This window comes from Streptococcus sp. 27098_8_22, assembly GCF_041432415.1.
In the GTDB taxonomy this organism is placed as follows: Bacteria; Bacillota; Bacilli; order Lactobacillales; family Streptococcaceae; genus Streptococcus; species Streptococcus pseudopneumoniae_M.
On record NZ_JAPVZP010000001.1, the window covers coordinates 83064 to 98145 of the forward strand.

Annotated in this window: 20 protein-coding genes; 3 read left to right on the forward strand and 17 right to left on the reverse strand. The window is 34.2% G+C overall.

Translation table 11 applies throughout. The annotated features are described in order from the left end of the window. Positions 1-31 precede the first annotated feature (31 nt). The 6 genes from O3633_RS00415 to O3633_RS00440 all read right to left on the reverse strand — a co-directional run bounded on the left by O3633_RS00415 (position 32) and on the right by O3633_RS00440 (position 2453). Positions 32-247, reverse strand: coding sequence for a hypothetical protein (locus tag O3633_RS00415; protein WP_204373577.1), 216 nt, complete (start codon positions 245-247; stop codon positions 32-34). A gap of 72 nt (positions 248-319) precedes the next feature. Further along, a complete protein-coding gene (locus O3633_RS00420) occupies positions 320-457 on the reverse strand; it encodes a hypothetical protein (protein ID WP_204373576.1) in 138 nt (45 codons plus the stop codon). Between the two features lie 99 nt (positions 458-556). Then, positions 557-799, reverse strand: coding sequence for a phosphohydrolase (locus O3633_RS00425; protein ID WP_371620012.1), 243 nt, complete (start codon positions 797-799; stop codon positions 557-559). Positions 800-904: 105 nt separating this feature from the next. Beyond that, the gene (locus tag O3633_RS00430) at positions 905-1471 is read right to left on the reverse strand and encodes a hypothetical protein (protein WP_371620013.1); all 567 of its coding nucleotides are present in this window, start codon (positions 1469-1471) and stop codon (positions 905-907) included. A 101-nt stretch (positions 1472-1572) separates the two neighbouring features. Continuing rightward, positions 1573-1827 (reverse strand): hypothetical protein, encoded by a 255-nt coding sequence (locus O3633_RS00435; protein ID WP_371620014.1) that lies wholly within the window; start codon positions 1825-1827, stop codon positions 1573-1575. Between the two features lie 128 nt (positions 1828-1955). After that, positions 1956-2453: a hypothetical protein gene (locus O3633_RS00440; protein WP_371620015.1), complete on the reverse strand. Its 498-nt coding sequence runs from the start codon at positions 2451-2453 to the stop codon at positions 1956-1958. A gap of 266 nt (positions 2454-2719) precedes the next feature. Between O3633_RS00440 and O3633_RS00445 the strand changes: the two genes are divergently transcribed. Genes O3633_RS00445 through O3633_RS00455 form a run of 3 tightly spaced genes read left to right on the forward strand, consistent with a single transcriptional unit; the run spans position 2720 to position 5048 of the window. Beyond that, complete coding sequence (locus tag O3633_RS00445; RefSeq protein WP_371620016.1) at positions 2720-3517, forward strand: MerR family transcriptional regulator; 798 nt, start codon at positions 2720-2722, stop codon at positions 3515-3517. A 2-nt stretch (positions 3518-3519) separates the two neighbouring features. Further along, positions 3520-4335, forward strand: a complete 816-nt coding sequence (locus O3633_RS00450) for an ABC transporter ATP-binding protein (RefSeq protein WP_371620017.1) — start codon at positions 3520-3522, stop codon at positions 4333-4335. Continuing rightward, positions 4332-5048: an ABC transporter permease gene (locus tag O3633_RS00455; RefSeq protein ID WP_371620018.1), complete on the forward strand. Its 717-nt coding sequence runs from the start codon at positions 4332-4334 to the stop codon at positions 5046-5048. Before O3633_RS00450 ends, O3633_RS00455 begins: the two co-directional genes overlap by 4 nt. A 226-nt stretch (positions 5049-5274) precedes the next feature. On the opposite strand, the gene O3633_RS00460 is transcribed toward O3633_RS00455, so the two are convergent. From O3633_RS00460 to O3633_RS00510, 11 genes are all read right to left on the reverse strand, one after another. Next, positions 5275-6129 (reverse strand): ADP-ribosylglycohydrolase family protein, encoded by an 855-nt coding sequence (locus O3633_RS00460; RefSeq protein ID WP_371620019.1) that lies wholly within the window; start codon positions 6127-6129, stop codon positions 5275-5277. An 11-nt stretch (positions 6130-6140) separates the two neighbouring features. Next, complete coding sequence (locus O3633_RS00465; RefSeq protein ID WP_371620020.1) at positions 6141-6947, reverse strand: alpha/beta hydrolase; 807 nt, start codon at positions 6945-6947, stop codon at positions 6141-6143. Positions 6948-7214: 267 nt separating this feature from the next. After that, positions 7215-7706 (reverse strand): nucleotidyltransferase, encoded by a 492-nt coding sequence (locus O3633_RS00470; protein ID WP_371620021.1) that lies wholly within the window; start codon positions 7704-7706, stop codon positions 7215-7217. An 88-nt stretch (positions 7707-7794) separates the two neighbouring features. Beyond that, entirely contained in the window at positions 7795-8547 is a 753-nt protein-coding gene (locus O3633_RS00475) for a CPBP family intramembrane glutamic endopeptidase (protein ID WP_371620022.1), read from the reverse strand. A 417-nt stretch (positions 8548-8964) separates the two neighbouring features. Then, positions 8965-9285 (reverse strand): TfoX/Sxy family protein, encoded by a 321-nt coding sequence (locus tag O3633_RS00480; RefSeq protein ID WP_371620023.1) that lies wholly within the window; start codon positions 9283-9285, stop codon positions 8965-8967. Between the two features lie 369 nt (positions 9286-9654). Then, a complete protein-coding gene (locus tag O3633_RS00485) occupies positions 9655-10098 on the reverse strand; it encodes an SMI1/KNR4 family protein (RefSeq protein WP_371620024.1) in 444 nt (147 codons plus the stop codon). 371 nt (positions 10099-10469) lie between these two features. Further along, complete coding sequence (locus O3633_RS00490) at positions 10470-11087, reverse strand: DNA alkylation repair protein (RefSeq protein WP_371620025.1); 618 nt, start codon at positions 11085-11087, stop codon at positions 10470-10472. A 119-nt stretch (positions 11088-11206) separates the two neighbouring features. Further along, positions 11207-11749, reverse strand: coding sequence for a ClbS/DfsB family four-helix bundle protein (locus tag O3633_RS00495; protein WP_371620026.1), 543 nt, complete (start codon positions 11747-11749; stop codon positions 11207-11209). A gap of 12 nt (positions 11750-11761) precedes the next feature. After that, entirely contained in the window at positions 11762-12376 is a 615-nt protein-coding gene (locus O3633_RS00500; RefSeq protein ID WP_371620027.1) for a GyrI-like domain-containing protein, read from the reverse strand. Between the two features lie 63 nt (positions 12377-12439). Then, positions 12440-13339 carry a helix-turn-helix transcriptional regulator gene (locus O3633_RS00505; protein WP_371620028.1) on the reverse strand — a complete coding sequence of 300 codons (900 nt, stop codon included), beginning with the start codon at positions 13337-13339 and terminating at the stop codon, positions 12440-12442. 244 nt (positions 13340-13583) lie between these two features. Continuing rightward, positions 13584-14450: an AraC family transcriptional regulator gene (locus O3633_RS00510; protein ID WP_001021400.1), complete on the reverse strand. Its 867-nt coding sequence runs from the start codon at positions 14448-14450 to the stop codon at positions 13584-13586. Between the last annotated feature and the right edge of the window lie 632 nt (positions 14451-15082).

A 15082-nucleotide genomic window follows, 5' to 3' on the forward strand; every position in this document is an offset into this window, starting at 1 on the left:
CATATTTTCTCAATATCCTATACAGCTTCTCTCAGCTATGCAAACTTTCAATCATGATTAAAACTAGAGATTGGGGATTGATTTCAAAGCCATCAGCAGTAATTCTGTCATTAGAAAACTTGACCGCTTGATCATGATCAAGAAAGCGATTGCTACTAAGATACTGTTCAATCTCATCCAAGAGAAAAGCACTTTCTTTTAAAGATTTATCTTCAAAACCATTCGCATAATGGATGCTCTTCATCATTCGTTTGAGCTTAGTTTTAGGATAGCATTCTTTAAGTTTATCCCTTAAAGAAAGAACAAGATCCTCAAAGGATTAACTATCTATATCATCCTCTAACAAACCTGATATTATATTCTTTTCGTACATATCTTCGATTAGTTCTTTCAAAGCCTGTTTCAGGACAAGATTGCTTTCTTCAGAATTTGGTGTCATATAAAATTCTTTATCCATTAACTTTCTCACTAAATATATTAAAAATTATGATTTCCCACAAAAATATTTCAGTAAACTTTTTAAAAGCGAGCATTTTCAATTTGCAGCTCACCTTCTTCAGAAATTTTCGTGAGTAACTTCTTCAAGATAGTCATCCAGATGATGGTAAATTTGTATATCTTCTTCTGAACTATCTTGTAAAACTGCGAATACCTTCACTTTATCATCATTGACAAAGACGAAATTATGTTCACCAAAATAAGCCTGATAACCCTTGTCAACTAAGGTCCAGAGTTCACCTTTTTTTAAACTGAAAATATCATTTTTCACTAGATAGGTTTTCCTGATTTCCATTTTCATGATAGATATTTCTCCTTAAGAAGCTAGATAGTGCTAGATGTTGCTCTTTACTGCTCAATCCGTCTACTAAAGCAGTGGCATACACTCACAAAGAACTTTGGTTGACTATTGAATATCTTTCATCGCTTCTTTCACATATCCTTCGACATTTTCAATCTCTACAAACATTGGGTCTAAGTGACATAGGAAGTGCCAATCTTCGGTGTCGCGTTTTCTGTAGAGAATCGCTTCACCGTCTTCACTTCCGAAAAAACTTCTATCAACTTCAAATCCATTGCCTTCTAAAAAGTCTTTTGCCTTTCGAAAGTTTCCTTCTCTTGCTTCGACATAAGCTTTGACTTCATCGTTGTTAACGACATAGGCATCGATTTTTGAATATCCTTCGATTACTTTATCATTTTTAACGGATAGATTCGAAATCTCTTTCCAAATAATATCCACATTTTCCTCAGAATTAAACGAAAATCTAGATAAAGGGACAATATTTCCATTGAAGACAATTTCCATATAATCCGGCAAGTGTTTTGGATTCACATACTCCACTTCAAACCCATCTTCATTTTCTAAAGTATAACCAGGAATTTGAGCTACAAAAGCTTTCCCCTCTTCTAAAGAATCAAAAGCGGCTAAATCTTTTGAATAATGATTTTGATACAATTCCAATATAAGCATCTATCATCCTCTAATTTTAACTATTTCTATTAATTCTGATCATTTTTACGTTATTACTATCTCAGCCTGTGGTACTTCTGTTGAAAAATAAAAGTAAGAAATTAAATTTTGTTAATCTCCTGCTTAAACTTTAATTCAAGTATTTTATTATAACCTTCATAAAAACGTTCTCTTGTTACCACTTCACCTGGATATTTCTCTTCTAAAAGTTCATAAATTTCAATTGGTCTAATCCCTTCTTCCGCCAAATCTTGAAGGAATGGACTGCATAGCCTCATCTCACCTTTACTCGATTGTTTTAATAAAACTCCGTGTATAGGAATCTTAGTTAATAGATTATAGGTACTCTTTTTCATAACATTTATCTCCCCCCACAAATTCGGATTGATTGGCAAGTCTACTTAACAAAATGATGCTGCTCATAGCTTGACTTAATTTTAGGAAAAGAGGCCAGTAACAAACTTATGCCCAGCCTCTTAAATAATCATTTTTCTTTGTAGCAAATAATGTATGCTTTGATGAAATCACTACCCACGGAAATGGTTAACGGAACACTCAAAACAACTTCATCAGTTTTACCATTCTCATACTCTTGTCTTTCTTCAGGAGAGTATAGGTACATAGCTATTGAATAGGTGTTCCCAGCCTCCAAGTCAAGAGTCATACTGATATTTTCTGATTTGATATTGATTGTTTTGTTCAATCGAGTCTCAGTCGTTTTATAAACGCCCTCGATTGTATATCTCCCTGGAACTAAAGCAACTACATTTTCTAGGTTTTCTCCAGTTATTGGATTAAAGTCAGCAAAATTCCGTCCATTAATTTTAGTTTTTGAACAGTATAAATGAACAATAGCTTTATCACTATTATCACTAACAAAGCTAACAGCTTTTTTCTTTCTATTGCTATATACAATCATAAATACAACAAAAAGCAAGAGCCAAAGGACAAGAAAAAATACAATAATATAAGTTGAGTTCATCATCTATCTCCTATGTTTTCTTTACTTTTTAACTAGATTATAGCACCAATCATTGAACAAAGCAAAAAGATATACTAAATGCAAGTAATTGTTTTGGGACTTCTCTTTCAACTCCTTTTTGTCATCTTAAAATAGGTGTTTTCACAAGCATTTTCATTTATATTAAGTAAACGAGATCACTAGAATAAATCTTTAATCAATAATTTTTATAAAGCGCTTGCTCATGACCTTACGTAATGATATATAATATATATTAGGAGGTGAGAATGATGGCAAAATTCAGAGCAATCCCTGAAGGTTTTATGACAGTTGGGGAAGTCGCAAAGAAAATGGGAGTTACAGTCCGTACTCTACAATACTACGATAAAGAAGAATTGCTTTCCCCGTCTGCAGAAAGTGAGGGAGGACGTAGGCTTTATACCGATAAAGATCTAGTTATGCTTCATCAGATTATATCCTTGAAATCACTTGGTTTTTCTCTTAAGGACATAAAGGGACGTTTGAACTCTTTGAAAACTCCATCTGAAGTTGCAAATGCTCTTACCGAGCAGGCGGATGCTATACGTATAAATATTAAACAACTTAAGGATTCTTTGGCAGCAATAGAACAGTTAAAAACAGAAGTTTTACAGATGCAAACGGTTAATTTTAAGAAGTATGCTGATATTATTGTTAATCTACAAATGAAGAATGACTCCTACTCTCTTATCAAGCGCTTTGATGATGATACGCTCGACCAGATACGCAGTCGATTTGACAAGAAAAGCGGACTAGACTTTATGGACAGATTGAACCGCCTAAGTGATGAGATTGTGCGTCTCCAAAAAGAAAAGGTGCCAGCTGATAGCGAACAATGCCAACAAGTTGTTCTAGAATACTGGGGCTTGATTATGGAGTTTACAAATGGAGATATGACTATGCTTCCGAAGTTGATGGAAGTCGGTAATATTGATACCGCCACTAACGCTTGGGAAGAAAAACAAAAGATCGTTAATGATTATTTAGAGCCAGCTTTGCAAGTTTATTTTTCAAGACTTGGAACCAATCCCTTTGAGGAGGTGTAACCATGAAATACGCAATAGAGGTTCGTGAACTAAATAAGAATTACGGCTGTCATAAGATCTTAAAAGGTCTTAATTTTCAAATCGTAAAAGGAGAAATTTTCGCTTTACTTGGTGTGAATGGTGCTGGGAAAACAACAACGCTTGAATGTATTGAAGGTCTGAGAAAATATGATGGAGGCTCTATTGTTGTAAACGGCAAAATGGGAATTCAATTGCAGTCATCTTCTTTGCCCGCTCATATTAAACCTATGGAAGCGATAAAGCTCTTTGCAAAATGGAATCAAACAAAAATTGATGATAATATGCTTAAAGCTCTGAAAATAAAAGAAATTGAGAAGTCACAATACCTGCAATTATCTACGGGACAAAAAAGAAAACTACATCTCGCCCTTGCACTTATCGGAAATCCCGATATTATTTTCCTCGATGAACCGACAGCGGGACTTGATGTTGAAGCAAGACTATCCCTCCACGAACAAATACGGAATCTCAAATCACAAGGGAAAACAATCATTTTGGCAAGTCATGATATGGCTGAAGTTGAGACCTTATGTGACCGCATTGCTATTTTGAACAGTGGAAAGATTGTCTTTTGTGGCACTCCTTCAGAACTGACAGACAAGGTTGGAAGAAGATACTATATCCATTTAAAGACTCAAGAGGGAGTGAAGTCTTTTGAAACGACTAATATTGAGGATACCTTAATTTCATTATTGAATGAATGCAAGCAGAAAAAAATCCAAATATTGGATATTAAGGTTGATCGTGGCACCTTGGAACAGCATTTCATCAAAATTGCAAGGAGGGAATCAGAATGAACTGTTTTCTATATAGTTTAGTATTACAGTGGAAATTAGATATACGAAGCAAATCTCTCTTGGTTACTTTCTATATTGTACCGCTTCTTTTCTTTCTTATCATGGGTGGTATTTTTACTTCCGTTTCGCCTGGGATTGGAAGTACGCTCATACAATCTATGATAGTCATGAGTGTCTCAATGGGGGCCTTTCTTGGCTTGCCCCCCTCATTAGTTGAAATTTATGGAAGCGACATTAAAAAAATCTATAATGCAAATGGAGTGCCTATTTATTTAGGATTGCTAACTATGGTTCTCTCGGCTTTTGTCCATTTAATGATGACCAGCATTGTGATCCTGCTACTTGCCCCTATTTTATTTAAAGCAAGTCTACCGACTCAACTTCCGATTTTCTTACTTTCACTCACCATCTATATTATTGTGTCATTGAGTATTGGAAGTATTCTTGGACTTACTTTAAAAAATCAGGCAAAGCAGACCATGTTAGCTCAACTTGTATTTTTGCCTTCAATTATGCTTTCAGGGATTATGTTTCCAATTAGTTTGCTACCTGATTTTCTCCAAATATTAGGGCGACTTTTCCCAGCTTATTGGGGATACAGATTGATGCTAGAGAATGATTTTAGTCTTGAAAACCTGTGGTATCTAATTCTTGTATCTTGTATTGCAGTAATGACTTGTATCCTCCTCTTGAATAAACAAAAATCTGAGTAAATACCTGAATAGAGCAACGTGAATCCATGGCAACATTAACTTTAAAGCAAAAGCGACGAGATTGTTTCTTATCTCGTCGCTTTGCTGTTTTTCAGTGGTCAAGCTCATTATTTGGTTAAGTTTGTTTCTGCCTTTTCTTCTCAAAAGGTGATAACTCTTTACCCTAGTATTTGCTCAACTTCCTTAATCTTATTTTTAGAGTTTAATACTGACTAGTTAGTATCCGTTATGATATTGAAACTTCTTTCTCCCATCGTCTGAGCACCTCTTTCAAAGGCTCATCGAGATAGCTATAGGCCTTGTCCTTAATCCACTCAGGAATTCCATAAGCTGCCTCGGCGATACTTCCTGTGATTGCAGCAAGAGTATCACTATCCCCACCAAGGAAAATCGCATTTCGAATCGCATCTTCAAAATCTGTACTTTCTAGAAAGGCAACGATAGCTTGAGGAACCGTATCCTGACACGTTTCATTGAAACGGTACGTAGGACGAATTTCATCTAACGTTTTAGAAAGGTCATATCCATACTCTTTCTCGATATGTTCCTTGATACGTCTTTTAATCTCCGCAGGGTTATCATTGATTGGTTGTTCATAGTCGCCACAGTATCCTCCGAAGTAATACCGACACATAAAGATAGCATCAGACGTCGCCATAGCTCCCTTGATACCTTCTGGATGGTTATGCGTCACCTCTGCAGAAAGTCGCGCGAGAGCTCTTCTGGACGGCCAGGCTCCCGTTCGTGCACAGAAACTACAATCCATCGCCCAAGCACACGGAGAAACGCGCATGGCAGAGCCATTTCCAAAGCTATTATAAGGGGAGCTGTCATTACTATGAATCCATGTATCAAACCTAGCACCATAACCAGCATCAGGATACATCCTACCATACTTCTTCATGGCATCAATGAAGTCATCCTTCTGACCACCATTCATAATTGCTTCTGCAACGGCGCAGGTCATCACCGTATCATCTGTGAAAAAGCAGTCTTCTCTAAAAAATGGAAAGTCTTTCGTTTTAATGTTGTCCCATTCATAAACAGAACCAACAATATCTCCAACTATTGCTCCTAGCATCAGATTCCTCCTTATGATATATCAGATTCATTACACATTTCCAATGAATCACTCTTTAAAAATGGCACCACCAAATTAATCCACTCTTGAGGCAGGTAAGCTGATAAATAGCCGTGGTTATAGCCCTTAGCTTCATACAAAATCGTATTTAGATGCAGTTGTTGAAATAATTTCGCTGATTCTTTCACGCAGTTCAATTCTTTTTCACCATAGATATACAGAACCTGAGACTTGCTAGCAGAAATCATATCTTTCAGCTTGTAACGTCCCATATAGGTTTTGTAAATGGTCACCAATGTTTTGATAGGGGTCCTTGGCAGATCCTCCAAATAATAATCTTTTAGTTCCTCTGGATAAGCCAGTTTAGGATAGAGTTTGTTCATCATGCTTAACTGAAGTTTACAAGAGAATTTACTAAACATCAGTTTGCCAAATAGACGTACCAGAAAAATACTGATTTTAGCTAATCTTGGTTGAGGAATACAGAGGCTTCCGTCTATGATGACCTTCTCAGCTATCTCGCTGTCTAATGACAAAAGCTCCATGGCAATTTGACCACCAAGTGAAACACCACCAATCGCAAACAACTTCCCGCCACAGTGTTCTTTGATATAGTCTAGGATCTCCAAAGCAGAAGCTTCAGTAGAAACATAATCGAGATGGTTCTCTTCGCCGTGACCATTCAAAGTAGGTAAAATAACATGGTATTTTTTCGACAAGATTCGTGCTTGACGAAGATAATTCCACCAAGAACTGCCACCGCCATGTATCAGCAAGATAGAAGGCAAATTCTTATCACCAAATTCATGGAATTTCATATTTAAACTCCTTACTGTAGGACTTTCACTAGATAAATACTTGTTCAATCAGTTTGAACAAGCAGTGATGCATCATCAAATAGAAAAATCTCTAACATTGATTATCTAGAATGACCACAAGTTACTTTCAATAATGGATACCTAATCTAAATTTTAAAATGTTGTTTCCTTACTAATTCTATTACTCGCCAATATTGTATAAATTAAATAAGCAATAAAAATAACATAGCAGCCAGTCTTACAACTTACTACTTTTCATATGATAATTTATAAATGTCTTTCTAGCCACTCGATCTTTTTAAAATCCTTATTGTTATTGTGATCATTTCGATAGGAGTCTTGAGAAGAAGCTTTGTAAATACTTAGATACTGCTCCAGACTTGGAAGACGAAAAGTGATGCCTTCAATGTGAATAAGCTCTATATCCGATTCCGAAACTCCTGCAAAATCAAGTAAGGAATCGATACTTCCAAATTCAACACTCACTCTATCCTTTTGGAATTCATGCTCATGAATATCTATTAAGACGTAGCCTAAGTCTTTCATCACTTTCATTATCTTGTCCCAGTCATAAATTCTGAGATGATCAGGTGCTTCCCAACCTCTATGGTCACCAGGCACATGAATGTCAATGTCAGACGGCCCCCAATTTTCTTTCGTTCTAAATTCCAATCCCAAAGACCCCATCAGTGTCGGTGTAATTCCGACTCGATTTAAATGGAAACAAATGGTTTTAAATTCTTCAAATAAGAGACTCATATTTACTCTAAACCTTTCATCTAAATGTTCGTTATTTCTACTTTATTACCTTGAACATAATCATCTTCATTTTCTAGAGTATATCCAGTTATTTTGGATAAAAATTCTTTTCCTTACTAATTCTATTACTAGCCAATATAGTATAGATTAAATAACCAATAAAAATGATAATAAAAGTAACATTAATTTTTAAAACAAAATAGAGATTTAACAAATTTGCGAACGCATGAAATAATATACAGTAACCCACTGATTGGGTTTGACGGTAAAGAAGCCCTAAAACAAAACTTAAAAATAATGTATATACAAAAAATAAAATAAAAGGAAATCCTTGATGACTTTCTCCAACTATAAACCATAAAGGTAGATGCCATATTCCCCAAATTGATCCTACAATCAAATTAGATTGCCAATATGTATATTTTTTATCAAGTAATGGTTGTAATATTCCTCTCCATCCTAATTCTTCATGTCCACCACCAAAAAAAATTAGTTGTATAAAGAATAATGGCATCAGATAAATTGATACTCCATTTAATTCTAAGGAAGATACAGAAAATAGTATCAAAATTGCTAACAAATGAATAATGAAATAAATACTACTATTTCCTATCTTTTTAAATAAAAAATGATTAAATTTTATTTTATTCCTTTTCAAATAAAAGCCACTTGCAATAGCTGGACCAAGTGCACCTACTATATGTAACATTCTCCCTATAAATGTTTCTAATCCCAAAATATGAGATTGAGTAAAGATGGCAAGAAGCCCCCAAGCTATATAAGTTATTCCAAATGTAAAACATAGATAATTTTTTAAATTCTTTTTGTCAATTTCTGTCATTCTATCGCCCTTATCTTGATTATTTTAAGAATAAAATATTTACTGCTTCTTAGTTACTCTCGATTTATAACTAACTATATTCTATCACAAAAACACAAAAAAAGCCTTACAATCAAGGCCTTTCATTATTGATTCATACCAAGCTTTCTATGCTTTTACGAGCAAAGATACACACTCAGCGGTTCGCTGTTACCGTATCGTTTCGTCGGTAATCTCCTCACTCTACGACAGCTATACCATGGGCAGAACATCTGTTTCTACTTCGCTGATGCCTCAGCTCGGAAAAGCAGTGGTACGGCCTCAACATGAAACGAGTGAACACTAATTATGCCAGGTAGTCTTGTCTGTTTTATAAACTTTTTAACGATAGCACAAGGTTATCGTTAAATGGTATTACCTAGATAAACTGAGATTTTATTATTTCTTTTTCTTTGGTTTGGCTACAGGTAATTCATCATACATTGAATTGAATAAGCCGGTTAAATATTCTTTGTTGTCAACATCATCTACCAATAGCATTTCCTTTGCACCTTCATACGGCAATTCGTATTCTACATACAGCATATACACTATTGCAGATTTGACAGGCTTCACTAAAAATCTATCATCATAAATTCCACCCATGATTTTCCCTCGATAATAAATTATATATTCACCCATCATTGCTCTATATGATATTTCTTCCAACTCGGACAATTGTTCTAAAATGAAATCTAAATATTCTTTACTTGAAGCCATAATCTACACCTCGTCAAATTCTAAGTTGTATAGAACAACTAATACTATAGCATTTTAATTCAATTTTAACTTATCAAACAATCTCATTGTGAACCTCTTTATTAAATTCAAATCTATATAATGACCGTTGTACATATTTTACGCTAAACTAGAATCTATCAAACTGAGTCTGTCCTGCCACCATACTGTTTTTCACTCTATCATTTGCTTCTTCAGTCCAAATATTGGTTTTATCACACTTATGATAAATGTCACTAATTCCTACATTCATATTTCTCTTTTCGATCAATTACCTTCTTAATATATTCCATATCTTAATCATATTGTAGATGCAACATTTGATACATACTCCCTATAGAATATATTGTATCAAGAAAAGCTTTCTACCTGTTCTACTAAATCTAAAACAAGTTCCGAAAAGTTCTCCGCAATTTCCTCAAGGTCAGCATAGTCATTGTTATATCCACGAACCTTACCGCTTTTCAGGTCTATAAATACGATGCTTCCATCACCTAAACCTCCGATAGGAAACACCGGGCCGTGTTCACATTCACTCATATACTCCTCGTATGCCTCTTCAAAGTATGTATAATTTTCCTCCAACTCCTTCAAGTCAAAAATCCATGGTTCTACCAAATAGCAACCACCTAGGTTAAGTAGCAGCCAGCGGTACTCTGCTGGTATGGAGGCATAACTTGCTTCAAACTTTTTTATATCCTCCTCTGACTCCGGTCGAATACCGTCTGTGAAGGCACTCGTTTCATAAGCTATCCCAATTCTATCAAGGTGTTTTTCCAAATCAACATAACACATTTTGCCCTCCTAGTAACTTCAATTTACTTGCTAGAAATCCTTTCATTTCAATATTTTTATAATGTTTTAAACTCTTTTTTAACAGTAGAACTTCGTCATCCGCAGTAGCCCACTACCAATCTAACTTCACTTTCGCTCATTCTCTTGGGAAGACCTTATATGAACTCTACATCTTCCCACAAATCCTTTCATTTCAATACATTAATTAAGCAATAGGTACAACCCTTGACATCAACACAATTGTCTCACAATGTAGCGCTAGCAAACTTCTATATTATAGAACGAAAGTGATTGAGTTGTTGTTTAAAATTAAACTTTAGAATGAAAATATTCTATAGTTAGCATTTTTCAAACTTTATAGCTGATAATTGTCACTTAATAAATTTACTTGCTAACTTGTAAACTTTTTGAATCTCTTTACTCTTAACGTCCCAACTATCAAGTTCTTCTTTGATTAACTCTGGAAATTTTTTGCTAATATCCCTCAAAGCATTGCCAACTGATTTTCTAACATATTCACTAGAATCTTCTTTTAATGTTGCGATTCGTTTAATAGCTTCATCTGGATTATCCTTGAAATATGGTCTACTCGTCCATATTCTCAAACCTTCTGTAACAGCTCTTCTAACATTTGGATTACTGTTTTGTAACCATTCGTCAATAACCGGAAGAGATTTTTCATAACCTGTTTGCTTACAAAATTCATCAAATGCTTTTGCTAATACTTCTTGAACTCTCCAATTTTCATCTTTTGAAACCTCATCCCTCATGAAGATCAAAAATTCTTCATACGATGACAAATGGCCAAAGAGAAATACACTATACATTCTAACTTGATATACATTGGATTTAAAGGCTAAAAATGCTAATTCTTTAGTATACGCATTATCGTTTGATAGATAGTCAGCAAGAGCTCTTTTCTCTTCTACTTTAAACCCATTTTCTATTAAAGAAAATTCTTTTTCTAAATTTAAAATATATTCTTTCATGCTACTTGCCCCCAAACCAATCATGCATTTTTTTCGATTTCGTTTTAGGTTCTCTTCCAAAAGACTGATTCCATTTTCCTTTTACTTCTTTAAAATGCACTTTACTACCCTAATTTCCTCTATTTTAATTTACATTTTTTCTGATGAGCTTTTAATTTTTTCATAGCCCAATCATAATGACTTGCAGTGGTACTTACAAAATAGGAACCCAGTGTACTCCCCCCAACCCATTTATATACACCTTTTGAAAAAAGTTCTTCGTTTGTAAAGGTTTCAGCCAACTGTAAAACATCGCTATGGGATTTATGAAACATTTTAGTTGCGTCTTCAAGAGAAGTATTTTGATGTTTCTTCCAAAATTCTACATTCATATCTCCATAAGTTTTCCAATTGTACGGCTCAGGCAAAAACGGTTTTTCTTCTCCCTTTTGATTGGAATGTACCCAATTCAAAATAAGCTGATGCCATTCATAGAGATGGATTAAAACATCTCTTAGATTCTTATCTCTTTTCCAGTGGGCTTCTTTTTTCTTTTCATCTTTTGAAAAGTCAAATGGTGTATTTAACCCTTCCTCAGTCATCTTTGAGATAAATAAATTTAACTTTTCATAGTTTTCCTTAGCAACAATCATTAAATCATTTTTTGTCGTTGGTCTTGGCATAACAAGTCTCTCCTATTTAACTGAATATCTTAATATAATTTTTTGTTTTTCTTCTGACGTCCTGTTTTTATTACTTAGGTATATTTCTTTATGAAAATCACCTATTCTTGTAAGATCAAATTTTCTTGCAAATTCATTCATCAGTTCAAATGACTTTGGCTCATCATCATAACTTCCAACATGTAAAATATGGATAGATTTACCCTCTTCTATTTCTCTAAAACTTATCTCATCATACAATACGTTGGGCTTTTTCTTTTTTACATTTTCAAGTGCCTTTGTGAATATCTCTTGTGTAATAAAATCAGGTTGTTTAATCATCAATGTGTATTCCAGTTTATTTTTATCAAGCTCTTTTAAATTTACTTTTTTCCAAAAGCCTTCTAATGGATATACCGTAAAATCTGTAATCTCGTTATTAGTTTTATTTTTCATTGCATTTTTAAACAACATTTTAATGGCATAGGCAAGAGAATATAATGCGGATATTCTATCTGAGAAATCCACTTCATTCGGATTTCCTTTACCTTTTAGCAAAATAAATTTTTGCTTTGGCACTTCTACAATGATAGGTGTTTGCTTTACACCATAAAGATTTTTTTCTTGTTTTCTCCATTCATATTTCATTATCCAGTTCTCCCTTTACATTTGGTTATTTTTATTATACAGGAAGATACTTGACACCATCTGTCATATTATATATTTTTCTGCCATTTTATTTATCATTTCTTTAATCTGCATTCGTATCTCCTTTGGCTCTAATACTTCTGCTTCATCTCCGAAAGAAAAAATATAGTTGAATAAATTATAGTCATTCGGTATTTCTATTTCAGTATATAAATTTCCGTCATTATCTTCTGTAATTTCTCCGTTTAGTTCATCATATACCCTGAAAGCAACTTTTCGATCAAACTTAACTTTTATATTCACTGTATTCTCATGTGGCGTTTCTTTTTTGAGTATTACATCTTCAAAGTTATCATCAAACTTTTCAGTATGGATTTCTAAATTCTTTATTCTGGACAATTTGAAATATCTGAAATCATTTCTGAGTAAACATAGGGCATATAGATACCAATCCTGACTCTTGAAAAGCAATCTCACAGGTTTAACACTTCTGTTTGTTTCTTTTTTATTGCTGCTAAAATATGTGAATGAAATAATGTTTTTACTTAAAATTGCAGATTTGATATCGTCAAAAGTTTTGTCATACAGCTTATTGTTTTGCCAATTATTAAAGTCAACCTCTATCCAACTGGTATTTTTCATTTTAAAGAGTGCAGAGAGTTTTGTTAGGAGCTCATTCTCACGCTGTATTGTGGTATTATCCAATCCTTGAAGAGCTGACATAATTTGCTGTTTCTCATTTTCAGACAGCAGTGATTTACTAAGAACAAAATCTTCAGCAATTTCTATTCCGCCGCCCTTTCCTTGCAGCGCATAAATGGGAATACCGGCACTGCTGATAGAGTCAATATCCCTATAAATTGTTCTGACTGATACCTCAAATTTATCAGCAAGCTCATTTGCTGTAACTTTTCCTCTTTCTAAAATGTAATATAGTATCCTAAATAGTCTATTATCTTTCATCGTCTTAACATCTCCTACAGATATTATACCACAATAACTTGACATCTGTTGTCATGTTATGAAATGTTTTTCAAATAATGATAGTGCTGCTTATCTTATTAACTGTTATAAAAAATAATCAAATTCCACTTCTCATACCACCTCTCTTTTTAATTTTTTGCATAAGAAAAAGCGACTAAGATTTCTATTTCTTAATCGCCTTATATCTTCAGCATTTAATTTTATTCGGCTCGGAAAATTGTTTTTAAGCTTTAGTTATCGGAATCCAAAGTTCCATTTTGTAGTCTTTGCTGTGCATATCACCTTCATAGTAATATTCAAAGTCAGGTTTTTCTGAATGAATATAGCCATGCTCAGGGAAGAATACTTCCATTGCATATTTCCACCCGTTATGAATGCACTCCGGAACACTTCCTACTAATTCTACAACTGCATACTCTGCTTCTTCAACTTCCAAAACATCCAAGCCCATGCCTCTTGCTTTGTCTACATCATTAACAATATATCCTGCCATATAGTTTATTGTATTGGTATCTAAAACATCATGATTATCAAGGTCTAAAATATCATGACAAACGCCTACACTTTTACCGCTTCCCAAACTCATAAGCTCATCGTGGCTATATTTTTCATATAGCTTATCCCAAATACTCGGACATAATGATGAATTGATGTTTTGTTCATTGATTCCTGCAACTGTAAATGCTTTTTTCTTTTGAATTGTAATATTCATGCTTCTTCCTCCTCTTACACTTAGTGCTAACTGCACTCGTGATACTAATTTGAATGGTTTTCCATTTCTTACCTCAGAAGGAGTAAATCCATGAAAATTTTTAAAAGCTGTTCCAAATGAATCTGATGACTCATATCCAAATTTGAAAGCAACATCAATAATTTTTTCATCCGTATTTCTTAATATAACGGCTGCTTCCGTCAATCTTCTGCTTCTTAAATATTCTGAAAGCGTTGTTTCAGTCAGAATAGAAAACAAGCGACTGAACATTGAATACGAATATCCGGATAACTGAGTTACTTTCTTTTCATCAATTTCATCATCAAGAACTGTTTCAAGATAATCAATCGTATCGTTAAACGACTTGATAATATTCATTTCGATTCCCCCTTTCCTTCAGTTTATTTTAGTATAGAGGAAGATTTCTTTTCTTACCCTACAATATCCGTACAAGTTTTATAGGTCTCATTTCATAGAAATTTATACCTTGCTAAATTCAACAAATTCTAATTTGTCTTTGTTTAAAAATAAATCCCATTATATAATTCCATAAACCCTTTAGCAAACTTCGCGATAAGTTCATGATCAAGTGCAGTAGCTAAGGGTTCATCATTATTATTAGCTGGTGATGTCCAATTACATAATCCGTGCATTACAGAGTCCATATCTATGATACAATACTTAAACATACGGTCCATACAGCTATGCCCAATAAAACATAGTATTCTTCCCCTTTATCTGCAGAAGGAATCTACCCTCTTCTTTTTTGTAATAGACATCTATTCCACCCCAGTGTCTTAAACATAGTGTCCACTGGATTATTTACATCTTGACATCAAGTTTGGACAAAAGTGCCACACACTCAGCGGTTCGCTGTTACCGTATCGTTTCGTCGTAATCTCCTCACTCTACGACAGCTATCCCATGGGCAGAACATCTGCTTCTACTTCGCCGATGCCTCAGCTCGTACAAGCAGTGATACTGCCTCAACATGAAACGACTGATCACTG